Source organism: Mucilaginibacter pallidiroseus, from assembly GCF_007846085.1.
Taxonomy (GTDB): domain Bacteria; phylum Bacteroidota; class Bacteroidia; order Sphingobacteriales; family Sphingobacteriaceae; genus Mucilaginibacter; species Mucilaginibacter pallidiroseus.
This window is the reverse complement of sequence record NZ_VOEJ01000001.1, coordinates 625,688-650,451: the sequence shown is the minus strand read 5'-3', so window position 1 is coordinate 650,451 and position 24,764 is coordinate 625,688. Positions and strand designations below refer to the sequence as shown.

At 42.2% G+C, this 24,764-nt stretch carries 22 protein-coding genes and 3 tRNA genes; 9 read left to right on the top strand and 16 right to left on the bottom strand.

All coding sequences use genetic code 11. The annotated features are described in order from the left end of the window. Positions 1–69: 69 nt before the first annotated feature. Positions 70–489 carry a GNAT family N-acetyltransferase gene (locus tag FPZ43_RS02875; RefSeq protein WP_146380332.1) on the top strand — a complete coding sequence of 140 codons (420 nt, stop codon included), beginning with the start codon at positions 70–72 and terminating at the stop codon, positions 487–489. Positions 490–565: 76 nt separating this feature from the next. Here FPZ43_RS02875 and FPZ43_RS02870 read toward each other — a convergent pair. Further along, positions 566–641 (bottom strand) — tRNA-Gly (locus FPZ43_RS02870). 264 nt (positions 642–905) lie between these two features. Between FPZ43_RS02870 and xylA the strand changes: the two genes are divergently transcribed. Next, entirely contained in the window at positions 906–2,234 is a 1,329-nt protein-coding gene (gene xylA / locus FPZ43_RS02865) for a xylose isomerase (RefSeq protein WP_146380331.1), read from the top strand. Positions 2,235–2,290: 56 nt separating this feature from the next. Here xylA and FPZ43_RS02860 read toward each other — a convergent pair whose 3' ends face one another. Continuing rightward, positions 2,291–3,121, bottom strand: coding sequence for a glycosyltransferase family 92 protein (locus FPZ43_RS02860; RefSeq protein ID WP_146380330.1), 831 nt, complete (start codon positions 3,119–3,121; stop codon positions 2,291–2,293). Between the two features lie 154 nt (positions 3,122–3,275). Here FPZ43_RS02860 and FPZ43_RS02855 point away from each other — a divergent pair, with 154 nt between their 5' ends. Genes FPZ43_RS02855 through FPZ43_RS02845 form a run of 3 tightly spaced genes read left to right on the top strand, consistent with a single transcriptional unit; the run spans position 3,276 to position 6,577 of the window. Then, positions 3,276–4,700, top strand: coding sequence for an inorganic phosphate transporter (locus FPZ43_RS02855; RefSeq protein WP_146380329.1), 1,425 nt, complete (start codon positions 3,276–3,278; stop codon positions 4,698–4,700). Between the two features lie 6 nt (positions 4,701–4,706). Next, the gene (locus FPZ43_RS02850; protein ID WP_146380328.1) at positions 4,707–5,522 is read left to right on the top strand and encodes a universal stress protein; all 816 of its coding nucleotides are present in this window, start codon (positions 4,707–4,709) and stop codon (positions 5,520–5,522) included. Next, complete coding sequence (locus FPZ43_RS02845) at positions 5,519–6,577, top strand: metallophosphoesterase family protein (RefSeq protein ID WP_146380327.1); 1,059 nt, start codon at positions 5,519–5,521, stop codon at positions 6,575–6,577. The genes FPZ43_RS02850 and FPZ43_RS02845 overlap by 4 nt, the downstream gene beginning before the upstream one ends. Positions 6,578–6,644: 67 nt before the next feature. On the opposite strand, the gene FPZ43_RS02840 is transcribed toward FPZ43_RS02845, so the two are convergent. After that, positions 6,645–8,588: a TonB-dependent receptor plug domain-containing protein gene (locus FPZ43_RS02840; protein ID WP_146380326.1), complete on the bottom strand. Its 1,944-nt coding sequence runs from the start codon at positions 8,586–8,588 to the stop codon at positions 6,645–6,647. A 95-nt stretch (positions 8,589–8,683) separates the two neighbouring features. Here FPZ43_RS02840 and FPZ43_RS02835 point away from each other — a divergent pair, with 95 nt between their 5' ends. Continuing rightward, entirely contained in the window at positions 8,684–10,162 is a 1,479-nt protein-coding gene (locus FPZ43_RS02835) for an aminotransferase-like domain-containing protein (protein ID WP_146380325.1), read from the top strand. A 65-nt stretch (positions 10,163–10,227) separates the two neighbouring features. Here FPZ43_RS02835 and FPZ43_RS02830 read toward each other — a convergent pair whose 3' ends face one another. The 4 genes from FPZ43_RS02830 to FPZ43_RS02815 form a co-directional block, all read right to left on the bottom strand. Next, complete coding sequence (locus FPZ43_RS02830) at positions 10,228–10,743, bottom strand: DUF4145 domain-containing protein (protein ID WP_146380324.1); 516 nt, start codon at positions 10,741–10,743, stop codon at positions 10,228–10,230. A 492-nt stretch (positions 10,744–11,235) separates the two neighbouring features. Continuing rightward, positions 11,236–11,320 (bottom strand) — tRNA-Leu (locus tag FPZ43_RS02825). Between the two features lie 67 nt (positions 11,321–11,387). Further along, positions 11,388–11,460, bottom strand: a tRNA-Gly gene (locus FPZ43_RS02820). A gap of 107 nt (positions 11,461–11,567) precedes the next feature. Continuing rightward, positions 11,568–12,053 carry a regulatory protein RecX gene (locus FPZ43_RS02815; protein WP_146380323.1) on the bottom strand — a complete coding sequence of 162 codons (486 nt, stop codon included), beginning with the start codon at positions 12,051–12,053 and terminating at the stop codon, positions 11,568–11,570. 59 nt (positions 12,054–12,112) lie between these two features. Here FPZ43_RS02815 and FPZ43_RS02810 point away from each other — a divergent pair, with 59 nt between their 5' ends. Continuing rightward, positions 12,113–14,572, top strand: coding sequence for a bifunctional UDP-N-acetylmuramoyl-tripeptide:D-alanyl-D-alanine ligase/alanine racemase (locus tag FPZ43_RS02810; protein WP_146380322.1), 2,460 nt, complete (start codon positions 12,113–12,115; stop codon positions 14,570–14,572). Further along, positions 14,573–15,169 carry a DUF502 domain-containing protein gene (locus FPZ43_RS02805; protein ID WP_146380321.1) on the top strand — a complete coding sequence of 199 codons (597 nt, stop codon included), beginning with the start codon at positions 14,573–14,575 and terminating at the stop codon, positions 15,167–15,169. On the opposite strand, the gene FPZ43_RS02800 is transcribed toward FPZ43_RS02805, so the two are convergent. The 4 genes from FPZ43_RS02800 to FPZ43_RS02785 all read right to left on the bottom strand — a co-directional run bounded on the left by FPZ43_RS02800 (position 15,170) and on the right by FPZ43_RS02785 (position 20,090). Further along, entirely contained in the window at positions 15,170–16,441 is a 1,272-nt protein-coding gene (locus FPZ43_RS02800) for a TCR/Tet family MFS transporter (RefSeq protein WP_146380320.1), read from the bottom strand. Beyond that, positions 16,438–17,676 (bottom strand): TCR/Tet family MFS transporter, encoded by a 1,239-nt coding sequence (locus tag FPZ43_RS02795; RefSeq protein ID WP_146380319.1) that lies wholly within the window; start codon positions 17,674–17,676, stop codon positions 16,438–16,440. The genes FPZ43_RS02800 and FPZ43_RS02795 overlap by 4 nt, the downstream gene beginning before the upstream one ends. A 106-nt stretch (positions 17,677–17,782) precedes the next feature. Continuing rightward, positions 17,783–18,490 (bottom strand): LOG family protein, encoded by a 708-nt coding sequence (locus FPZ43_RS02790; protein ID WP_146380318.1) that lies wholly within the window; start codon positions 18,488–18,490, stop codon positions 17,783–17,785. A gap of 115 nt (positions 18,491–18,605) precedes the next feature. Next, on the bottom strand, positions 18,606–20,090 hold the full coding sequence (locus FPZ43_RS02785) for a sodium:solute symporter (protein WP_146380317.1): 1,485 nt from the start codon (positions 20,088–20,090) through the stop codon (positions 18,606–18,608). A gap of 124 nt (positions 20,091–20,214) precedes the next feature. Here FPZ43_RS02785 and trpA point away from each other — a divergent pair, with 124 nt between their 5' ends. After that, a complete protein-coding gene (gene trpA / locus FPZ43_RS02780) occupies positions 20,215–21,006 on the top strand; it encodes a tryptophan synthase subunit alpha (RefSeq protein ID WP_146380316.1) in 792 nt (263 codons plus the stop codon). On the opposite strand, the gene nhaA is transcribed toward trpA, so the two are convergent. The 5 genes from nhaA to FPZ43_RS02755 all read right to left on the bottom strand — a co-directional run bounded on the left by nhaA (position 20,996) and on the right by FPZ43_RS02755 (position 24,578). Continuing rightward, positions 20,996–22,162: a Na+/H+ antiporter NhaA gene (gene nhaA, locus FPZ43_RS02775; protein WP_146380315.1), complete on the bottom strand. Its 1,167-nt coding sequence runs from the start codon at positions 22,160–22,162 to the stop codon at positions 20,996–20,998. The genes trpA and nhaA overlap by 11 nt on opposite strands. Positions 22,163–22,168: 6 nt before the next feature. Next, positions 22,169–22,501, bottom strand: a complete 333-nt coding sequence (locus tag FPZ43_RS02770; protein WP_146380314.1) for a DMT family transporter — start codon at positions 22,499–22,501, stop codon at positions 22,169–22,171. A 6-nt stretch (positions 22,502–22,507) separates the two neighbouring features. Next, positions 22,508–23,128: an L-threonylcarbamoyladenylate synthase gene (locus FPZ43_RS02765; RefSeq protein ID WP_146380313.1), complete on the bottom strand. Its 621-nt coding sequence runs from the start codon at positions 23,126–23,128 to the stop codon at positions 22,508–22,510. A 169-nt stretch (positions 23,129–23,297) separates the two neighbouring features. Beyond that, positions 23,298–23,705 carry a hypothetical protein gene (locus FPZ43_RS02760; protein WP_146380312.1) on the bottom strand — a complete coding sequence of 136 codons (408 nt, stop codon included), beginning with the start codon at positions 23,703–23,705 and terminating at the stop codon, positions 23,298–23,300. Between the two features lie 342 nt (positions 23,706–24,047). Then, positions 24,048–24,578 (bottom strand): YceI family protein, encoded by a 531-nt coding sequence (locus FPZ43_RS02755; protein ID WP_146380311.1) that lies wholly within the window; start codon positions 24,576–24,578, stop codon positions 24,048–24,050. Positions 24,579–24,764 lie beyond the last annotated feature (186 nt).

The window sequence follows — 24,764 nt, the reverse complement described above, 5'->3', positions numbered from 1 at the left end:
AATAATCATTGATACAATTTACTTGTTACCATTTAATCAACAGTAATACAAACACAGCAATAGTTAAAAATGAACATAACATACCAACGCGAAACTACCTTAGCTGCCGATGAATTTATTGATGTATTGATACGCAGTACGCTTGCAGAGCGCCGCCCTGTGGACGACCGAACACGGATAGAAGATATGTTAAAAAACGCAAACCTGATTGTGACAGCACGCATTGATGGCAAATTGATAGGCGTGAGCCGTTGTTTAAGCGACTTCAGCTTTTGCACTTACATGTCTGATTTAGCGGTAGATGCATCTTACCAAAAAATGGGTATAGGCGTAAAACTTATTCGCGAGGCAAAGTTGCATAGCCCAATGGCAAAGCTCATTTTACTTGCAGCGCCCAAAGCCGTTAATTATTATCCCAAAACCGGCATGCAGCACTTTGAACATTGTTTTTTGCTCGACGATGTAAATGCTTTGAACATCAAAGAATAGTAAACCTCTTTTTGGACGATAGGAGAGTTGAACCAATATTAAATAAAAAAATCCCCTTCTGAAACAGAAGAGGATTTGGAGCGAAAGACGAGATTCGAACTCGCGACCCCGACCTTGGCAAGGTCGTGCTCTACCAACTGAGCTACTTTCGCTTTTTGCGTGTGCAAATGTACAATTTTGCAACGTTTTTGAAAATAATGGAGTAAGAAATTTGTGTGTTATTTTGTAAACAATTGACAATTAACGCGAAATTTTTGGGTGGACAGTATTTCCAAAATGTAAATTGAGTTATAACATTGTACTAACACCTTTTTATTATTTCTGTAAAGCTGACAGTTTTTAAATTTTTAGTCTAAATTCGTTAATCCGATTTCTGTCGGTAACAAAACCAATTTTTAATACCAAAACATAATACTATGTCTATCGTAACTGGCGAGAAAGAATTTTTTAACGGAATAGGACAAATAAAATATGAAGGCCTCGAGTCTGACAATCCACTTGCTTTTAGATGGTACGATGCAGACCGCGTAGTGGCCGGCAAAACCATGAAAGAGCACCTGCGGTTTGCCTGTGCATACTGGCATTCTTTTAATGGTAACGGGGCAGATCCTTTTGGCGAAGCTACATTGCTGTTTCCATGGGATGCTAAAGCTGACGTGATTGAACGCGCTAAAGATAAGATGGATGCTGCGTTTGAGTTTATCACTAAAATGAACCTGCCGTACTACTGCTTTCACGATGTGGATGTGGTTGACTATACTAACGATGTTAACGAAAACGACAGGCGCTTAAAAATAATGGTTGATTATGCTAAGCAAAAGCAGGATGCAAGTGGCGTAAAGCTGCTATGGGGCACATCGAACCTATTCAGCAACCGCCGTTACATGAACGGGGCATCAACAAATCCAAACTTTCATGTTTTGGCACATGCCGGTGCGCAGGTTAAAACTGCTATGGATGCAACAATTGCACTTGGTGGCGAAAACTATGTTTTTTGGGGCGGACGCGAGGGTTATATGAGCCTGCTTAATACCAACATGAAACGCGAGCAGGAGCATCTTGCCAAGTTTTTGCATACTGCAAAAGATTACGCCCGCAAGCAGGGTTTTAAAGGCACCTTCTTTATTGAGCCGAAACCTTGCGAGCCAACAAAGCACCAGTATGATTATGATGCAGCAACCGTATTGGGCTTTTTACAGAAATACGACCTGCTGAACGATTTTAAACTCAACCTTGAAGTGAACCATGCCACGCTTGCCGGCCATACTTTCCAGCACGAATTGCAGGTAGCTGCAGATGCTGGTTTGTTAGGATCTATAGATGCCAACCGTGGCGACAATCAAAACGGTTGGGATACCGACCAGTTCCCTAACGATGTAAATGAAATTACCGAATCAATGCTAATCATACTGGAGGCTGGCGGTTTCCAGGGTGGGGGTATCAACTTCGACGCTAAAGTTCGTCGCAATTCTACAGATCGTGCCGACTTGTTTTATGCGCACATTGGCGGTATGGACACATTTGCAAGGGCATTGGTTGCTGCTGATGATATCCTGCAAAAGTCAGACTACAAAAAGATTCGTACCGAGCGATATGCATCTTTTGATAGCGGCGCCGGAAAAGATTTTGAAGATGGCAAGTTATCGCTTGAAGACCTAAGCACTTATGCCGCCACAAACGGCGAGCCCGAAACCATAAGCGGCAAACAGGAGTATCTTGAAAACCTGATTAACAGGCACATTTAACTCATTCGTTAGTAAGAAAGTAAAGGGGGATGATGAATGACATTCACCCCTTTACTTTATGATTGGCTTTGCAATTGTGCAACTATTTCAAGTATAGCGGTGTCTTTAACAAAGTTCGAGTCGACGTCATGATCATGAAAATGTGTTATCAATCTTTCTATTGAGTCCACATCCGACCGTCCTCTTTTAATTTTCTCCTGATACTCCTCTAACGTACGGCAGTAGTAATGGTTTATTTGAATTTTGTTTACGCTCACATCTGAGAATGCATCTTTAATGGGATTAAAATTTTCGTTTACCGCATACTTTCCACTCTGATATTTAAAGCAATGAGGGTTAGACGTAGCGCGTACATACCGGGGCTGTACAATACTTTTTATATGCTTGTTGATTGATAAGGATTCTTTAGACCTGAAAACAAAGCTCTCAAGCTGCGGGCGATTAGTTTTGGCTTTGAGCCCGCTAGAACCGAATACCAGCCAGTTTATGCCTAGCCCGGCAAATTTTTCGAACTGCTTTAAAAACGCGGGCAAGTTGCCATTTGTTGATTTAGGTACTATAAACTCATCCAAATCAATAAAAGCTATCCACAGCGAAAAGCGGCCAAATTTGTTTAGGCAATCATTATAAGCTTTAATCTGCATAGACTTGCCCTCAAACAAGACCACGGTAGCATATTGCGACAAGCCAATCTCTTCGAGCGTTTGCTTAACAGGAACGGCACTGCCATTATCATAAATGTAAAAGTGTTCAAAACCTATTTTTAAGTGATAAGTAATCCACTCTTCCAGGTAAACGTTTTCGTCTTTAATGATACAACATACCGAGGCGTAATATTTATAATTTGAAAATAAGCTTTGCAGGCGCCTGCCGTAAGATTTAAGCATAAGAAGTTTATAAGCTTCAAATTTAAAAGATAAATTGTTAATCTCTGCTTATAACAATATAGCAAACCTATTTACCGCTGTTACTTTACATGACGTAACATTTTGTTAACCCAACTATCGCTTTAACAAAATGTTAAAAGGGGTTATTTGATGTATGCAATTACCATTGTTAGCGGCCAGGTTCCCCTTGCTGGGCCCGGTTGATCTAAGCGGATACCTTCTTCTTGTTTTCGGTTTATGTATTCTTGCCGTTGTAGCGTTCGAGTTTGTAAACGGGTTTCATGATACTGCAAATGCAGTGGCGACAGTTATATATACAAAAGCGTTGAAACCTGTTTACGCGATCCCATGGTCGGGCTTGTGGAATTTCCTTGGCGTTTGCCTTGGTGGCGTATCGGTAGCAATGGGGATATTGAAACTGGTGCCGCTTGATTCGCTAATGACTTTGCCGGTAAGCGTTGGTGCATGCCTTGTATTGGCAGTGCTGCTATCATCCATTATCTGGAACCTTGGCACATGGTATTTAGGGATACCTTGTTCAAGCTCGCATACCATGATCGGCTCAATGATAGGCGGGGGGCTAGCATTTACATTTTATTATAGCGGCCCGGGTGTAAATTGGGATAAAGCGGGCGAGATAGGCTTATCACTGGTATTATCGCCATTAATTGGCTTTGGTGCGGCAGCATTGCTAATGCTGTTCTTAAAACACGTAACAAAATCGCACTCATTATTTCATATCCCGAAGGGTGAGAACGACAGGCCGCCAATACATATTCGGATACTGCTCATCATCACGTGCACGTTGGTAAGCTTTTTTCACGGCAGCAACGACGGCCAAAAAGGCGTTGGCCTTTTTATGTTGATACTGATTGCATTTTTGCCGGCCAGGTTTGCTGTTAATCACCAAATACCAAACAGCAAAGTATTGGCTGCTTTAAACCAAACGGAAGTTGTTGTAAGCAAAAAGTTAAGTAAGGGAGCAACAGATTATTCTGTGTTAAAGGCCTTGTCAAAAGCGGTATTGCAAACAAAGGCATCGTTGGCCGCCAAAAGTGAAATTGATGTGGCCAAAACATATCAATACCGCAAACAGGTAGAAAGCGTTGTTAAAGATATAAGAGCAGTTGCAAAAGATGAGCACATCAAACTAAGCGAAAATGAACGGCAAACGTTGCATAGTGCAGCCAATGAGCTTGAGCATGTAACAGATTTTGCACCGGTTTGGGTAATTGCAATCATTTCATTATCTCTTGGATTAGGCACCATGATAGGCTGGAAGCGTATTGTAGTAACCATTGGCGAAAAAATAGGTAATGAACACCTTAATTATGCACAAGGCGCTACATCGGAAATTGTTGCGGCATCTACCATTGGTTTAAGTACCGGATTTGGCCTGCCGGTAAGTACCACGCACGTACTATCAAGCGGCATTGCCGGCTCAATGGTAGCATCCGGAGGAAAGGGCAACCTTAATAACCAAACTTTAAAAAGCATTGCCATTGCCTGGATACTAACTTTACCTGTTGCAATTGTGTTAGCATTTTTATTATTTGTGTTTTTCCATCTGTTTATATAATTCGTCATGAAAAAAATACTGGTAGCTACCGATTTTTCAAAATGCGCCGCTAATGCGATGATCTACGCACTTGAACTGGCGAGTGTTTTGGGTCGTGAGGTATGCGCAATACATGCTATACACCCCACAGAAGGTATTAACAATAGCACTTACAACGCTATTTTTATAGAAGACTATTACAAAAATAAACGTGAAGCTTTACAAACGTGGGTTGATGATCTGAGCATAAATTACGATCATGTGAAAGTGACCAACCTATGCGAGGTTGGCTTTTTAAAGGCAGTGATAAGCAAATACATTAACCAACACCAGGTGGATATGCTGGTGATGGGTATTGTTGGCTCAACGGGTATCACGGGTATCGTTGGCAGTAACGCAGGTTTGGTTGTATCACAAATTAAAATTCCTACTTTAATTATTCCGCTAGAGAGCACATTTACCAAAGTGCCAATAATAACCCTTGCTACAGACTTTGATACGCGACTATCGGCAGTAGACGTTAATGCCTTAAATGAAATGGTAAAGGCATTTGGATCGGGCAGGATGCAAGTATTATACATTACCGATAAACCGGGCGAACCTGATTTTAAAGTAAGCGAAGCGCGTTTGCGGGACCTGATACCGCATGCACAACTCGAATTTAATTATTTACAAAACAGTAGCGCACATAACGGTATAATTGAGTTTATTGCATCCAACAATACCGACATGCTTTGCCTGGTTAAACACCACCATAACATTGTGTACCGGTTATTTACCCGCAGCACAGTTAACCAGGTAATGAATAAGTCGGTAAAAGCAATATTGGTACTGCACGAATGAGATATAAAACACCCGTAATAAAACAAAATCAACCAAACGACGAATATAAATTTCGGGCGTTGCCACAACCAACCGGTAAATATCCTTACCATCTGGATATAGGGGATGTCATTAATGCAGGCTTTAACGACCGGATGATTTTCCATCTGGTTGGTGATACCGGCGGAAGCATTGCGCCCGAGGCAAGGCAAAATATTGTAAAACGCATGACCGGGCGGCTTGATGGCCCAAGCTTTTTGTATCACCTTGGCGATATTGTTTATCATTATGGCGAAGCCGACCAGTACGAAAGCCAGTTTTTCAAATCGTTCGAGGATTACCCGGGGCCTATTTTTGCTATAGCAGGCAATCATGACAGTGATGTTAACCCCGATGCCAAGGTACCTTACCAAAGCCTTGATGCTTTTAAAAGTGTATTTTGCGATACGGTTAGCAAACGGGTAAGCTTTAGCGGTGACAGTAAACGCCAAAGCATGATACAGCCGAACGTATACTGGACATTGGAAACGCCTTTAGCAACCTTTATAGGTATGTACAGCAATGTACCTAAATTTGGCATTATTACGCCCGATCAGCAGCAGTGGCTGCGCAATGAATTGCTGTCGGCATCCTCCGATAAATTTCTGATCATTTGCCTGCATCATGCACCTTATTCGGCAGATACCAACCACGGCTCCAGTTTGCCTATGATTAAGGAATTAAATGATGCCTTCACAGAAACAGGTGTGCTACCTGATGTCGTTTTCAGCGGACATGTACACAATTATCAGCGTTTCGAAAAAGTATTTGAAAACAACAAAGCCGTACCTTTTATAGTTGCAGGCGGCGGCGGGTTTAACGAATTGCACAGCATAGCAACCCTGGATGACAATCGTTTTACAGCCCTTAATGAAAACAAAGTAACCTTACAAGCATTTAACGAGTCGGCTCACGGTTTTCTGAAAATTGATATCCAAAAGAAAGATGGCCAACTTACCTTAAGCGGTGAGTATTATGCAATGGACCATGTATTAAAACCGTTTGATGTTTTTAACCTGTCTAAGTCTGTCGGTTAATATTATAAAGCTAAGCTTTAGTTTGTGCGTGAGTATATGATAAAGGCAGCGGAATATACCGGCTGCCTTAATGCTTTTTAATAGGGGTAATTTGTTGAATTTGTAACGATAGCCCACCCATCAACCACCGGCCGGGCATTTGGGCACCTAGTAAATCGGCATATTTTTTATCGAAAACGTTATCAGCCTCCGCAAATACACTCAACCTGTTCCGGATAATGTTGAAAGTACCTTTAACGTTTGCCACAAAGTAAGACTTGTCCACAGCGCCATTCAAAGCAGCTACTGATTGCGCTGTACGCACCTTATACAAACCGTTAATGCTTAAATTCCATTTGTCGGCATCGTATCTCAACATCGCGTTGGTAAGGTATTTTGCATGAGATGATGTGTAAAAGGAAGGCACGCCATCGCTTGTTACCGAGTTAAGCCAAACAAAACCAGCCGTCGCGTTTATAAATTGCTTGTTGCCAACCGCGTGTTTCCACATTACATTGGCCTCAATTCCCGTAGTATTGACTTTGGTGATATTACGGGCCAAGGCATAAGTTCCGGTGGGCGACAGGTTGTCCTTTCGGGGCATGTTGGCATACGGTGTGGTTGTCCAGTCTATCAAATCGGTGTGTCGGCGCTGAAAATAGGTCGCCGCCAACTTTAGTTCGCTGCCTGCAAAAAAATCTGCCCCGGCTTCATAGCTGAACGATTTTTCGGCAGTAAGTGCCGGGTTACCAATGCGCCCGCTTGTAACTATTGGCTTGTTATAGTTATTGTATAGCTCGGTAAAATCGGCATTGCGTATGGTTTTACCCAGGCTGCCTCGTAAGTTAATCTTTCCGTACCTGTAAGATGTATTAAACTGCGGAACCAGTTGGGTACCTGCTGCCTCATCATGGTCAAGCCTTACAGCCGGGCTGATGTTCAAATTTTTTGCCAACTCGTAGTTAAGCACTGCAAATGCAGCAACCTGCTCAAGCATGTGGTTGCCACGGTCATTAGATGCAATGCTTTTGCGCTGGTATTGCAGTCCGGTTGTCAAATCAAGGATGCTACTGAAATCATGCTGATAGGTAGCCAAGCCTTGCCAAAGTTTTGACGTGTTATTGTTAGCGGTCGAAATACTGTTGTAGAGGTAATGATCTTTAACGTTTTTGTAGCCTGCGCGTACTGTTAAATGGTTGTTGCCTTTGTCATAGCTTAAATTTAATTGCGACCACAGGCTGTTTACACGCTCCGTAGCAGTATCGGTGGCAAAGCTGGTGTAAAAATTCTGTGCAGCAAAACGGCGGCTATCGTAGCTCACACGGTAGGCAATGCGCCAATTATCATTAAATTTATATGCAGCCGCGCCCGAGAAAGTATGCAAGTTAAAATAACCTTTTATGCCGCGTTGTTGTTGCCCGTCGGCATTGTTGCTTAAGGCTCCTGCGCTTAGCGTCCATTTATTGGTATTATAATTTACGTTTCCGTTGGCGTTGAACAGGCCATATGCACCACTGCTTACATTAAGCTGGCTTGTTGTGCCGATAGGATGATTGCGCGAAAATGTCTTAGTAAATACATTTATTACGCCGCCAACCGCGTCAGAACCATATATGGCTGAGGACGGCCCCATCAATACTTCAATCCGCTCAATCTCTGCCGGTACTATAGGTATATAGCTATTAAAGTGCCCGGTGTTAGGGTCATTAACGCGCAAGCCGTCCACCACAACCAATACCTGCTGAAATGTGCCGCCTCTGATTACAAAATCACTTTGTACACCCATTGGTCCGCGCGATTGCACCTCTATACCGGGAATATATCTCAAAACCTCATCAAGCGAGTGTACAGGATATTTTGCAATATCTTCGCCTTTTATAACAATAAGGTTGCGACCTGTTTTTGACCCTGCCATTGGTTTAAGAGTTGCCGTAATTGTCACCGGGTCGAGGGCGTTAACACGTGCTGTATCTTGCCCAAGAACGGCAAGCGGTAAAAAGAGAGTAAATACGGATAGTAAAGTTTTATTCATCTAAATTTTCTTATGTTATTATATCCGGCATTGCCCGGATATATCTGCAAATGTGATAACTTGCCGGCTTATCAAAGTGCACCAGTTTTTAAGTAATGGGTAGTCCGGTTAGCTTAGCGTTTTCAAGTTTTATTACAATCGAGCGCCAATCAGCTACGCCGGTTTATTTGCAAATAGCGCAACAGGTTACCAATGCCATTCAGCGCGGTTATTTGCCGGTAGGCACAAAGCTCCCGGGCACAAGGCTGTTGAGCTTGCAGTTACAAGTACATCGCAAAACAGCAATAGCCGCCGCAGCCGAATTGGAGGCGCAAGGCTGGCTGCAATTGGTGCCCAACAAAGGCACCTACGTGGTAAGTAAACAAGCATTGGTTAAGTTACAACGGCCGAAACAAAACATGCCTTTGTTAAACAGTTACCCGGTGCAAACAGGTTACAGTGTGAAGCAGTCGCAGATTTTGGATGCTCCGTTCGAATATCAAAACTGCACTTATTATTTCACAGACGGCACACCTGATGTCCGGCTAACGGCCATTAAAGAACTTAGCGGCATGTACACCGCATCAATGACCAGGCGCCGAACGCTATCAAAGCTGCAGTACCATTCGGCAGATACCGATCAATACTTTAAAAGGCAGCTTAGCAACTACCTAAATTTAACACGGGGGCTACGCATTAGTCCGGCTAACCTGCTTTGTACCAGCAGCAAGGAGATGGGTTTATATCTTATTGCGCAATTGCTACTGTCGGCAGGAGATACCGTAGTGGTTGGCGAACTGGGCCACTTTGGTGCCAACATGGTTTTTCAAAATGCAGGGGCATCATTAAAGACAATTCCCGTTGATGAAGAGGGGATATGTACTGATCACCTTGCAAAGTTATGCGAGCGCACAACCGTAAGGATGGTGTACGTAAATTCACAACATCATTATCCAACAACGGTTACACTTGGCGCATCCCGCCGGATGGAATTATTGAACCTGGCCGGTAAATATGGTTTCATTATAATTGAAGACGATCACGACTTTGAGTTTCAATACGGCAGATCGGTATCCATGCCTCTAGCTAGTGCGGATAACAATGGCATGGTAGTTTACCTCGGTACATTCGGCAACTCATTGGCACCCGGCTTCAGAACGGGATTTATCGTAGCCCCACAAAACCTGATACACGAGTTGCAAAAGCACTTGTTGCTGATGGATAAAAAGGAAAACGTAATTGCAGAGTTGGTGTTGGGGGAGATGATAGAAGAAGGAAATATACACCGCCACTTAAAGAAAACGCTAAAGATTTATCAGCAACGCCGCGATGCGCTATGCCAGATACTCGAGGATAATTTTAAGGATACAGTATCATTCACTAAACCCGACGGCGGACTTGCGTTATGGTCAGTTTGGAGTACTCAAAATTCACTTTTAGATGTATCACGTAAGTGTGCAGCCAAAGGTTTGTTCATCCCCAAAACACTATTGTATCAAAACAAAAAGCTCACTGCCATGCGCATAGGCTTCGGCCACATGGATGAGACCGAAATGAAGTCAAGTTTGGAAATATTGAAGGGATCCATGTTGTAGGATGTTGAAATTTAGTGGTTAGCGCATAAGTGATCAGGAACCTTTTATTATGCGAAGAATTGATTTTAATACGGCCAGTTACGTTTGGTTATTTTCGTCTTTTCAACATAATGAGGTCGATTTGTCAAATTAAGGATGATAGAGGTAGCCCCCGTTGTAAATTGGCCTTTCGAGCCAACAATTACATCGTCGTAGCTTTTTGCTGAATGATGTAACTTTGAGCAATGGTCAACTATTTTTTGTGTTTTAAAAGACATGTGAATGGTGTGAGCAAAATCGTTGCGTACCTTTCTAATTATCTCAATGTCTTCGTGCTCATTATCGGTGATTAGTCCCATAGCCGCACAGGCAGCAATTTTTGCAGAAAAAGTACCGAGCGGGGCGTTAAAGCCTGTTAGCAAACGATCAGCGGTTTTGCCTTTTATTAAAAAAGAATGCAATACTTTCTCTAACAAATCTTCAATCATTGTGGCGGCGATTAGCACAGCGCCACGATCACTTTCTTCATTTAATTTTGGAAGAAAATCTAAAAAATCTTTTAAGTGTGGATGGGTGTCGAGAATGTTCTTTTTATTGTTCATCAATTGACCAACTTAATTTAATTGTTCTTACGATTACGCCGTCTAATGTTAAGAATCTTTCGAGGTTTGAGACGGCTGGACACTCATTAGTATTAATTTCGTTTCTTCTTTTTCAGAAACTTTTGCTTCTTCCAATATTTCGTTACAAATAATTGTATAAATCCATTGAGTATCTAATGTTATACCAAGTACGGAGTTTCTTCGTCGCTTCTTCTCCAGTTATCCATTTATCTTCTTGTTTGCCGCCTTGATCTTTTAAACGCTAATAAACTTTTGCAACCAGTGCATAAAAAGCAGGCTCTTCCAGACAGATTATTTCTATCGGCATCTCAATATGGTTTAGATCGGGAAATTAAGAATAGATTAACGAAAATGCAATACGTAGAACTACGCAATCTTTAGAGAATTAGAAAACATTTTTGTTCAGGTGAAATGTTGTCCTAAAATAAAAAAAGCAGTTAGTGTCTTTAACCTAACTGCTTCATTTTCAAGTACTCAGAGCGGGAATCGAACCCGCACTCCGTTTACGGGAACAGGATTTTAAGTCCTGCGTGTCTACCAGTTCCACCATCTGAGCAGGTGTTTAATCCCGAGTCGTCGGGATAACCTTTTAAAAATAAATCCCTTCATTAAAAAGGGATTTGAGCGAAAGACGAGATTCGAACTCGCGACCCCGACCTTGGCAAGGTCGTGCTCTACCAACTGAGCTACTTTCGCGTTGGTTTCCTTTAGTCGCCTTGGCTAGTGCCTTACTGCGTTTGCGGGAGTGCAAATATAGGCAGAAAAGCATGCTTTGCAAGATAAATTTAAACTTTTTTTCAGATTTATTGTAACTCGTTGGTTTTCAAAATCTCTGCGGCCAACTCCGGCTCGTAGCCCCGGCTATAGGCATATTGCTGTAACTTATATCGCCTTTTGATAGCATTGCTATCCGTTAAGGTGCGAGCTTTTTTTTCTAGGATGTTTTTCAAGGTAGCTATGTAGTCGTCCAAATCGATTGTTAACAAAGCTTTTTTAATAAGCACAGGTGGTACCCGCTTTAACTGAAGGCCTTGCTTTATCTTTATTTTACCCCAGCCTTTCTGGTTAAACTTGCCTCTGGTGTAGGCATCGGCAAATCTTTTTTCATTTAAAAAGTTGTCCTCTATCAACCTTACTATAATATTTTCTACAGCATCGGGCCATAAACCCCATTCATAAAGTTTGTCGCGCATTTCCTGCTGTGCCCTGTCCTGGTAGGTGCAGTAGTGTTCGGCCTTGGCAAGTGCAACCTTTTCATCGGTAATCTTAATCTTCCGGGGTTCATCCATCAAAATCAAAATTCGTTAAAAATTCGTCTATTCATGTAAATAATCATCAAATTCGTGACATGCAATTCACTTACCAAATCAGCGAAGTAAAGCAAATTATACTGGCAGAGGGCAACATTATCAATAACGATTTGATAAGCGTTTTACTTACCGACAGCCGACGGATTGTAAGTGCCACGGGCTCTTTATTTTTTGCGCTTAGCAGCAGGCGCAACGGGCACGAGTTTGTTATAAATGCATACAATGCCGGTGTGCGCAACTTTGTAATAAACAGCCTGCCGGAAGCACCCATGCCTGATGCTAACTTTTTATTGGTAGGGGATGTGTTGCTGGCCTTACAAACGCTTGCGGCTCATCATAGGCAAAGGTTTGATATTCCGGTTATAGGGATCACTGGCAGCAACGGCAAAACCATTGTTAAAGAGTGGCTGTACCAGTTGTTGTGCCCCGAAAAACATATTGTGCGTAACCCAAAAAGTTATAATTCGCAAATAGGTGTGCCCTTATCTGTTTGGCAGTTGAACAGCACACATGAGATGGGCATTTTTGAGGCCGGTATATCAACCACGCATGAAATGGACAGGTTGCAGGCGGTTATTAAACCTACGATTGGCATACTTACCCATATGGGCACTGCGCACGATGAAGGTTTTAGAGATCGAGATGAAAAGATTTCTGAAAAGCTGAAACTCTTTAGGGAGAGCGAACTTTTGATATATAATTACGAAACACTGTTAGATCATAAGGTCGAGATAGAAAACATAAAATGTTTTACCTGGAGCCGAAAGTTTAAAATTGCTGATTTATATGTATTTAGCGAGACCACCATATCCGGCAGGTATTACCTGCGCGCGCTATTCAAAGATGATGAAATTGAGTGCCTTATTCCGTATCGTGACGAAGCTTCGGTAGAGAATGCTATTATTTGCTGGGCAACTATGCTGGCGATGGGCTACAGCCCTGATATTGCCGACGACAGGATTGAACGACTTACCGCAGTAAGCATGCGGCTCGAACTTAAACAGGGCATCAACAACTGCTCGGTAATAGACGATTCATATAACTCCGACATTCAATCATTGGAAATCGCACTTAACTTCCTGGATCAGCAAAATCAGTATCCTAAAAAAACGCTGATCCTGTCGGATATTTATCAATCGGGCGTGGAGCAGCCTGTGTTGTATGAACAGGTGGCGCATATGATTAGTAGTAAACATATACACCGCTTTATAGCCGTGGGCGAAGCGCTCGGGCAAAACAAACAGCATTTTACGCTACCGGAAATGCATTTTTATAAGGATACGCAGGCCTTGATCGATGCTTTACCCAAACTGAATTTGCACGATGAAACAATACTCATAAAAGGCTCTCGTGCCTTTGAATTTGAGCGGGTAAGCCGCTTGCTGGTGCAAAAGGCGCACGAAACAGTACTGGAGATCAATCTCAATTCGGTTATAAACAATCTAAACTTCTACAGGCTTAAACTGCAACCGGGTGTTAAGATCATGGCTATGGTTAAAGCCTTTTCTTACGGTAGCGGCACTTTCGAAATAGCCAACGTGTTGCAATACAACAAAATCGATTACCTGGCGGTAGCTTATACCGACGAAGGCGTTGAGTTACGCGAAGCCGGCATCACCGTTCCAATCATGATATTAAACCCGGAGCCGCTTGCGTTTGACAAGCTGACATCCAATAAATTAGAGCCATCCATCTATAGTTTTGGTTTATTTGACGAGTTTATAAAGTATGCACAGGAAGCTGAACTGATTAACTACCCGATTCACTTAAAAATTGATAGTGGCATGCACCGGTTAGGTTTTGAAAGTACCGAAATAGATGCCCTTTGTGATCTACTTGAAATTAATACTTATGTGCGTGTACAATCTGTCTTTTCGCATCTGGCTGCCAGCGATGCAGCTCAGCACGATGAATTTACCATGCAGCAAATAAGCGTTTTTGACAGCGCAGTTAAGCAGATTGAAAACACGTTAGGCTATAACGTCATCAAGCATATCAGCAATACATCGGGTATAACCCGTTGGCCCAATGCCCAATACGATATGGTTAGGTTAGGAATTGGGCTTTATGGAGTTGATGCCGCCGTGCCTGCCGAACTTACCGACCTGCGACCGGTTGCAACGCTGCGAACAACGGTATCGCAGGTAAAAAAGGTACTTGCTGCCGATACCATTGGCTACAACCGTAACGGGAGTTTAACCGCTGATGGCAAAATTGCTACCGTGCGTATTGGATATGCCGATGGCTACCGTCGTGCTTTTGGAAATGGGGTAGGCAGGATGCTCGTAAACGGAAAACTTGCGCCAACGGTAGGCAATATATCGATGGATATGTGTATGCTTGATGTTACCGGGATTGAAGTGAAAGAAGGTGATGAAGTTATTGTATTTAACGACACCTTGCGTATAGAACAATTGGCAAAAGAGATAGGCACCATACCGTACGAAATATTAACAAATGTTTCGGAAAGGGTAAAAAGGGTGTACTTTTACGAATAAATGAGAAAGATTTTTGGCGCGTTACTTAACTATTTCATCAAGGGCATGCTCGTTGTGGTGCCTTTGGGCGCTGCGTTTTTTTTGATCTTTTGGGCTATATCCAGTATAGATAACGCATTAAATATCAGCGACCTGTTTTGGGCTAACAGCAAAACCGGCAAGCCTGTTTATATACCGGGTTTGGGTATTTTGAACGTTATCGTAATAATCATGGTGGCTGGTATCCTGGTTACCAATGTGGTAACAGACCCGATTAAAAACTGGTTTCACAGGTGGTTGAACAGGTTGCCAATATTTAAATTTTTATACTCGTCGATAAAAGACCTTACCGAGGCTTTTGTTGGGGACGAAAAAAAATTTAACGAGCCGGTGTTAGTTGAGGTAAATGAGTTTGGCCTCAAAAAAATAGGCTTTTTAGTGCAAAAGGATCTGGCTATGCTTGATATGCCTGGTGAAGTTGCCGTTTACTTTCCATACTCTTACTCATTTGCCGGGCAGGTGGTCATCATTTCTGCTAATAAGATTAAGCCCTTAAATATAACTGCAGCAGAGGCTATGAAATTTGTAATTTCTGGCGGCGTTAGCGGGCTCGAGTAATTAAACCTTCGGTAACGATGGCATAGCTGGCGTATCAGGTTGATCAGTATCCTTCTTTTTAAAACTCCGTATAGTTAATACAACTGCAATAGCCATTAAAATAGCACCCATTAAAAAAGGTGCCCCAGGGAAATAAACCGGTGCACCAACTTTGGTAAAATGATGGAACAATGACGTCATAATCAGCGGGCCGATAACCGTTGTTATGCTTACCAGACTGGTTAGCGCTCCTTGTAATTCGCCTTGCTCGTTAGCCCCTACATGCTCGGATATAAAGCCTTGTAAAGCTGTGCCGCCCAATCCTCCCAAACAGTACGGAATCATGTAAACGTACATTAGCCAGCCAACGTTATTAAAGGAAATCAGCAATAGGCCTATCCCGTAAAAGGCAATGCCGGCCATAATATTTTTGCGCAGGCCAAATTTGGGGATCGTCCATCGCACTAAACCACCTTGTATACCCGCAATAAGCAAGCCCAAAAAAATCCCTAATGAACTGATACTGGGCAGCGTCCATTTGAATTTTTCGAGCAGGTAGAAGGGAAGCGTGCTTTCTACTGCTTTCTGGCCAATGTACACAATTGTATATGCGGTAATCAAGGTACTTACCGCTAACGAATATTTCCTTAATCGTAGCAACGATCCAACCGGGTTGGCACGTTTCCAATCGAAATTGCGACGGTTTTCGTTGCTCAGCGACTCGGGCAATACAAAAAAGCCATAGACAGCATTCAGCAAAGCAAGGCCTGCTGCCACCATAAACGGTAACCTTATCCATATCGCGCCCAAAAATCCGCCCAGACCGATTCCTAAGATAAAACCTATTCCTGTTGCAGCGCCTATCAGGCCAAAATTGGCTGCGCGTTTGTCGCCGGTGCTAACATCAGCAATATAGGCGGTGGCTGTAGTGGTGCTGGCGCCCGCAATTCCGGCAATAAAACGCCCTGCAAATAGCCAGAGCAGGGTAGGTGCAAAAGCCATTAAAAGATAATCGATGCCAAAGCCAAATAACGAAAACAGCAAAACCGGCCGCCTGCCTATACGGTCGCTCAGGTTACCTAAAACCGGGGCAAACAGAAACTGCATGGAGGCGTAAGTGAATGTTAGGTAGCCGCTTATCTGGCTGGCCATACTCAGGTCGGCGTGGCCAACCTGCTCCAGCAATTTTGGCGTGATGGGAATAATGATACCCAGACCAAGCACATCGATAAATATTGTTACAAAGATAAACCCTAATGCCGCTTTACCGTGATTACCCGCCGCCTGTGTCATACAAAAACTGTTTTGCTTTGCTTTTTAAAGCTTCGTACGGCTAAAATTGCGCCAATTATCATCAAGGCTGCAGCTATATAGTATGGTGCTCCGGGTAATTGCACTGGAGCCTTTGGGTTGGTAAAATAATAAAATACATAGGTCATAAACCACGGGCCAAAAATTGAGCTTAAACTCATTAAGCTGGTTAAGCCGCCCTGTAATTCACCTTGCTCATTAGCAGGCACTTCGCTGGTCATAACACCTTGCAATGCAGGCCCGCAAATGCCACCCAACGAGTACGGAATCATAAAGGCGAACATCATCCAGCTTTTATTGGCCAGGCCAAACAGGAGCATCCCTATACCATACAGTACAAGACCTATCCAAACGCTGCGTTGCTCGCCCAATTTGGGGATTGCAACTCGTATTAAGCCACCTTGTACAGCAGCTATGGTTACACCAATAAAGCCCAGCGAATAGCCTACTACATCTTCACTCCATTTAAATTTCTCCATGGTGTAAAAAGTCCACACGCTTTGTACTGCGTGCCCAGCAAAATACACAATGAACAAGCAAACGGCTAAGCCAAATACCTGCGGATACTTTTTAAGTTGCATTAAGCTCCCCAGCGGGTTGGCGCGTTTCCAACTAAATTCGCGGCGGTTGGCTTTGTCTAACGATTCGGGCAGGATGAAAAAGCCGTAAGCCGCGTTGATAAGGGCCAAAGCAGCGGCCGCATAAAACGGGTAGTGCACATTCATCTTACCCAACACGCCACCAATTACAGGGCCGATAATAAAACCTAAACCAAAAGCTACACCAATCATCCCAAAGTTTTGGGCGCGTTTTTCAGGAGTGCTTACATCCGCAATATATGCTGATGCTGTAGTAAAACTTGCACCGGTGATACCGGCAATAATTCGCCCTACAAACAACCAGCCTATGGTTGGCGCGAAAGCCAGGAAAAGGTAGTCGATACCGAAACCCAACAATGAAAAAAGCAGTACCGGCCTGCGTCCGTATTTATCACTTAAGTTGCCTATGATAGGCGAGAACAGGAACTGCATAACCGAATAAGCCACCAGCAAAAGGCCCGAATACCTTGAAGCTTCGCTTACCGTACCATGTATCAACCCTTCAATCAGCTTAGGAAAAACCGGGATAATAATAGCGAGGCCAATAACATCTATCAGTAATGTAATAAAGATAAAACTCAGGGCTGCTTGCTTTTTAGGTTTGGTTAGCTCGTCCATGCTACTAAATAACCAATTAAAAACCACATAACTGTCAATTATTAAAAGATATATGTAAAAACAAACGGCCCTGCGTATACAGGGCCGTTTATATGTTTGGCAATTCTTAAAAGTTCGGTTTCAATACATATTTGTCGTAGAAGCGGAAAATATGTTCTGTTGCTTCTTCGGCAGTATCTACAACTCGGTACAGGTTTAAATCATCCGAGCTGATGTTGTTCTCTTGTTTAAGCATACGCTCTTCAACCCATTCAAATAAGCCTTTCCAGTATTCAACGCCCACAAATACAATTGGGAAGCGGGCTATTTTACCGGTTTGGATCAACGTGATCGCCTCAAATGATTCGTCCATGGTGCCAAAACCACCAGGCAAGATGATAAAGCCTTGCGAATACTTCATAAACATTACCTTACGGATAAAGAAGTAATCAAACTCCAGTATTTTATCCCTGTCGATATACTTGTTATGAAACTGCTCAAAAGGTAATTCAATGTTTAACCCAACAGATTTACCGCCAGCTTCATAAGCGCCCTTATTAGCAGCCTCCATAATACCTGGGCCACCGCCTGATATTACACCATAACCACGCTCGGTCAACAAACGTGCAGTATCCTCTGCAAGTTTATAGTACGGGTTATCATTATGTGTACGCGCCGATCCGAATATGGATACGCAGGGACCGATTTTGGCAAGTTTCTCGAAGCCGTCAACAAACTCGGCCATTATCTTAAAAATCTGCCAGGAGTCTGTTACTTTAATTTCGTGCCAGTCCTTATTTTCAAAAGCTCTTCTTATTTTTTCTTCTCCAGTCATCTATCATTTTATTAGTGCGAGGTTAGCCATAACCTCATAAGTGAATATCAATATAGTACAATAAATTTTATGTTAAGTTTTGGCGCCACACAATTACCCTCAAGTAGCATCAGGCTTAGGTTAGAACCGGTTCGGTTTTGCGTTTAGATGTCAATAGCAAGCCGAGAAACGTTATTAATCCGTTTACGATGATTAATTCGTTATCAAACACATAGCCGCCCAGCAATTCCTTCGACTCGGTGTTCAGGAAATAGCATACAGCCGGCGATATTAAACAGATAAATGGCACCAATTTATCATTTACCTGTCTGCTGCTTACAAACAGGCCAAAGCTGTACAGGCCAAGCAATGGGCCATAGGTGTATGATGCAACTTTAAATATGGCGCTTACAACGGCATCGTTATTAATGGCGTTAAAAATTATGATCGTGAAAAACATCAATCCCGAGAAGGCGATATGTACCCAATGGCGAACGTTTACCATTTTCTTGCTGTTCACATCGCTGCGCTTATTAAAGTTGAGGAAGTCGACACAGAACGAAGTAGTAAGCGCGGTGAGTGCAGAGTCTGTTGTGGCGAATGTTGCAGCTGTGAGCCCCAGCATAAATACCATAGCAGGCACCATGCCCAAATGATTTAATGCAATGGTTGGGTATAGGTAATCAGTCTTTTCCACAGTGATGCCGTTACGCTGCGCATACATGTAAAGTAACGCGCCCACACTTAAAAAGAAAATGTTGATCACAACAAAAACCCCTGTGAAGCTGAACATATTTTTTTGCGCTTCGCGGATGTTTTTAAGGCTCAGGTTTTTCTGCATCAGGTCCTGGTCAAGGCCGGTCATGCCGACGGTTATGAACAAGCCACCCAAAAATTGCTTGCTGAGGTGTAGTTTGCTGCTCGTAAAATCATCAAGGAAGAAGATCTTTGAGTAGCTGCTATCTTTAATAGCTTCTGCCGCCTGCAGTACATTCATATCAAGGCTGCGGCAGATAAAGTATATCGACAAAAATACCGATGCCACGAGGAAAAGCGTTTGCAGGCTATCAGTTATAATAATAGTTTTAAGTCCGCCCTTAAACGTATATGACCATATCAATAGTAAGCAAATTAACACAGTGGCAGCAAATGGAACACCGTAGCTGTCAAATATAAAACGCTGTAATACAATTACTACCAGGTATAACCTAAAGGCCGAGCCGATGGTGCGACTTAGCAGGAAAATACCGGCTGCTGTTTTGTAACTCCAGGTACCCAAGGCATGTTCTATATAGCTATAAATTGATGTAAGCTTCATGCGATAGTACAATGGCAGCAGCACCGTTGCAATGATGATGAAGCCTGCAGCGTTACCCAAAACAAACTGAAAGTAAGCAAACTGATCGCCGCTTGGGGCACCTACTTTACCAGGTACCGAAATAAATGTAACGCCGCTAAGAGCAGTACCTATCATACCAAACGCCACCAGGTACCATTTAGAGTTACGGTTGGCTACGAAGAAAGTATCATTATCTGCCGATTTTCGGGATGTGATGTACGAGATAACCATCAGCACCAAAAAATAACCAATAATAAAGGAGAGCAATATTCCGGGAGACATAGGGTAGATGTTTCAGTTTGCCCTAAAGTAGCGGTTTATGATATACTAAACAAAAAAGCGGAAAAGATATTTAATAACGATATTTTTGCGGGTACGAACAGCCCAATTGCTTTCGCTTTAATTTATGCCCGTTTCTACCACTTCCACAAATCGCCTTAATAAACTATTTGCCGAAAAGAACCAAAACCTGTTATCGATATACTTTACCGCCGGTTACCCGGCCTTAAACAGTACACTTGATATTGCAGAAGCTCTTGAAAAAGCCGGTGCCGATTTTTTAGAAGTGGGCTTCCCATATTCGGATCCTGTTGCCGATGGGCCTACCATACAACATAGCTCGCAAACTGCGCTTGATAGTGGCATGAACCTAAAAGTATTGTTTGAGCAACTGTCTGACCTGCGTAAACGTATTACCATCCCTATTTTGCTAATGGGTTATGTTAACCCCATTGTGCAGTACGGTGTTGAGGCATTTTGTAAAAAGGCGGCAGAAGTAGGAGTGGATGGCATTATAGTACCTGATTTGCCGATGTACGAATATGAGAGCCTGTACCGCAAACATTTTGAAGACAATAATCTTAGCAACATATTCCTTGTTACGCCGCAAACATCAGAGGAACGGATACGTAAGATAGACGATTTGAGCAACAGCTTTATTTACCTGCTCTCGTCGTCATCAATAACGGGTGGAAAGTTAAACCTTACCAACAGCATTGAAGAGTATTACAAACGTATAAAGGGTATGGAGCTTAATAATCCTACTATTATTGGCTTCGGTATATCTGATAGCACATCATTTAATAAAGCCTGCCAATATGCAAACGGAGCTATCGTAGGCAGTGCTTTTGTGAAGTTGTTAGGCGAAGACAACTATCTGGACAAAATCCCCGCCTTTGTAGAAAGCATTAAGCCTTAATTTTTTTCAGGTTTAGTACTACGTAACCGAAGAATGCAGCCAAAAGCGACGCTATCAAAATGGTTAGCTTGGCTGTATTTTGTAGTTCGACGTCTGAAAAGGATAACAGCGCCATAAATATTGACATGGTAAAGCCAATGCCTGCTAATTGGCCAATGCCCCATACCTGCGGCCATCTTACACCTTCGCTAAGTTTAGATAGCTTGAGTTTTACAGCTATCCAGCTAAACAGCGTTATGCCTACCGGTTTTCCTAATATCAATCCCAACAATATTCCCCCCTGCAACGCGCTGATACCAGTGCCATTTTTGAGGCCACCGGCTATATCAATATTGGCGTTAGCTATGGCAAATACAGGTATAATGAAGTAGTTTACCGGGTTCTCTAATAAATGAATTAACTTCTTTAAAGGCGATACGCCGGCTTTCACGCTATGAGGTATGGCAATAGCGGTAAGCACACCCGCGATGGTTGCATGTATACCTGAGTGATGTACAAAATACCACATAAATACGCCGGGAATAATGTAAGCCCACAAGTAACGCACGCTCAGCTTATTCATAAACAACTGAACCACGAACATGGCCAATGCGAGCAACAGGTAAGTGGAGTGCATGCCCGTATTATAGAAGATAGCGATTACGATGATGGCGCCAAGATCATCAACTATGGCCAGTGCCTTTATAAAAACCTGAAGTGATAATGGCACTTTAGATTTGATGGTGTTGATTATGGCTACCACAAATGCTATATCCGTGGCCATTGGTATGCCCCACCCACCAACAGTAATAGTATTTTTATTTATGAGCCAGTATAACAAAGCGGGTATAAGCATTCCACCAATAGCAGCAAATATTGGTAGCGAGGCCGACTTAATATCTGACAGTTCCCCGTTAAGGGCTTCGTCTTTTATCTCTAATCCAACCAATAGAAAAAATATGGCCATCAAACCATCATTTATCCATTCGAGCGTTGTGTAACGTAAATTTACGCCGTTTAATTTGGGGCCGATGTGCGTTGCCAACAAATTATTAAAATGTTCGGCAAAACTGCTATTGGCCATAACCAGCGAAAGGATGATACAAAAAATCAATATCCTGCCGCCTGTGGCATTCGATTTTATAAAAGCAGTAAATTGAAGTAAATTTTTTATCAAACCAGATTAATTATGGACACCGCCCGAATAAAGGTTTACAATAACGACGCCTACAACAATAAATGTAAGCCCGATAATGACAGGAAGGGTAGGCACTTGCTTAAAGAATATTGCACTAATAATTGATATGCATATAATACCCACAGCAGACCATATCGCGTAGGCTATACCAACCGGAATGGTTTTTATGGCCTGACTTAAAAAATAGAAAGCGCAAGACATAGCTACCACTACTATAATAGATGGTACCAGCTTTGTAAAGCCTTCTGACTTCTTTAAGAATGTGGTTCCCGTAAGTTCACAGGCTATGGCAAGAAAAAGGAAGATGTAATTCTTCATTTCTGTTTATAAATATTCTTCAAGCACACCTTTACCTTCACGGATAATCTCAAAGTCGCCGTTGGTACAGTCAACAACTGTTGATGGGATGTTATCGCCGTAACCACCATCTATCACTAAATCAACCAGCTCTTCATATTTCTCGTGGATGAGTTCAGGGTCGGTTGAGTATTCAATGATGTCGTCATCATCGTGTATAGACGTTGACAGGATAGGGTTGCCTAAAACCTTCACAATTTCACGTGCTATACTATTATCGGGCACGCGGATACCGACCGTTTTTTTATTAGAACTTAATAGTTTTGGCACCGCGTGGCTCGCATTGAATATAAATGTAAACGGCCCCGGTAATGCTTTTTTAAGCACGCGAAATGTCGAGTTATCAATAGGCTTTATATAGTCAGATATATGGCTGAGATCATAACAAATAAAAGAAAAGTTAGCCTTCTCAGGCTTAATGTTTCTGATCTTGCAAATGCGCTCTATTGCTTTTTGGTTGGTAATATCACACCCAAGCCCGTAAACCGTATCAGTAGGGTATATGATGATGCCGCCCTTTCGCAACACTTCGACCGCCTGCTCGATAGCTTTAGGATTAGGATTTTCAGGGTAAATTTTAATGAGCATAATAATATTATTTCTTTTCAATAGTGTGAATATTGAAACTCTTGTGTCATACTTAAATAAAAGTAGTTTGTTATTAAACCGTCTATGTGGCTTACTGTTTCAAATAGCTCTTTTTTAAGAACTGGTTTTTCGTCTGCAGCAATGTCAAAATTGGCGTTTAATTCGTCGGTTATATATTGCTTAAGCGAATTGACATAAAGCCTCTTTTGGTTAAGTATATCGTATTCTTTATGATAGTGTCCATCAGATTATCCTCCGAAAGCAAGTACGTTGAATATTCTGCATAGCCAACGGCTCTTGCATATTGATGGCCGAAGAATGTACCCCCCTGCGCCAGTTGTTGCATTATTGAATTAATGTCACGATAGATCGCTATCAGGTGTTGACGCTCGTTATTATATTCGCCACAGCCATATTTCAATCTTAAAAAGAAAGCGTATAAAAGGTAGTAATCGTCCTGGCAAAGTTCGCAATCAAAATAAACAGCGGTGCTGTCATTAGGTTGTTTTTCCATTGCACCTTTACCACGTAACGCATAAGTAACATTCGGTGGCTGCACAAAATCGTTAAAATACATTCAGGATAGTACTTTAAAATATTTCTTAAGTAGCCCTTAGTAACTGTAAAACGTGATGTCGTTTCTAAAGATATATCAACCGAATCGGAATCACTTCCTGATATAGGGTCATATGAACTACTCTGGGATATTGGCTTTAATACCTTATGTTTCGAATATTTATTACAGGAAGCAAAAAATGCGATCGTGATTAGTAAAGCGAATGCTGCTTTCATAGGTTGTTATAACCAAATATACTTATCAATCGGCTAAAAACAGCAAAACCACCCGCAATAACGAATGGCTTTGATTATAATGATGAGTGGCGACTAATCTTTAATCAACCAACCTCTATCCTCTAAATTACGCTTGTTTAGCAAACTGCACGTTGATGATCAGTTTGATATCTGAGCCTAACACTACAGAGCCGGCTTCAGTTACCCCATCCCATACCAGGCCAAAGTCTTTACGGTTAACTTTACCGGTAACTTCAAAACCTGCTTTGGTGTTACCATAAAAGTCGCCTGCTACACCGCCATGCTCAACATCAAGGCTAACAGGTTTAGTAACATCTTTAATGGTAAGGTCACCGTTTAACTTGTAGTCGTCGCCATCTTTGGTAAACGAAGTTGATTTAAAGCTGATTTTTGGGAAATTTTCAGCATCAAAAAACTCTGCCGACTTTAGATGTCCGTCACGTTGTTCCTGGTTGGTATCTATACTGTTAACATCTAATGAAAAGTCAACCTTCGCATCGGTAAAATCATCGTTCTCAGTTTCTAATGAACCTTCAAACGTTTTAAATGAACCTGTTACGGTTGAAATTACTAAGTGTTTAACCTTAAATTGAACCTCTGAGTGCATTGGGTCCAAAACCCATTTAGTTGTTGCCATGATTATTTAGTTTAATGTTGTTTCTGATACTTAATAAACAAAGATAATAATATATGTTTAAACATGTATTATTGTAACCGGATTTTACAATTAGTAGACAAACTGCTGTAACGGCTGGTTTGAGTGAATGTCTATGTAAAATTACAATAAAAAAGGGAGCCCTTTTGGGACCCCCTTGTTATTAAG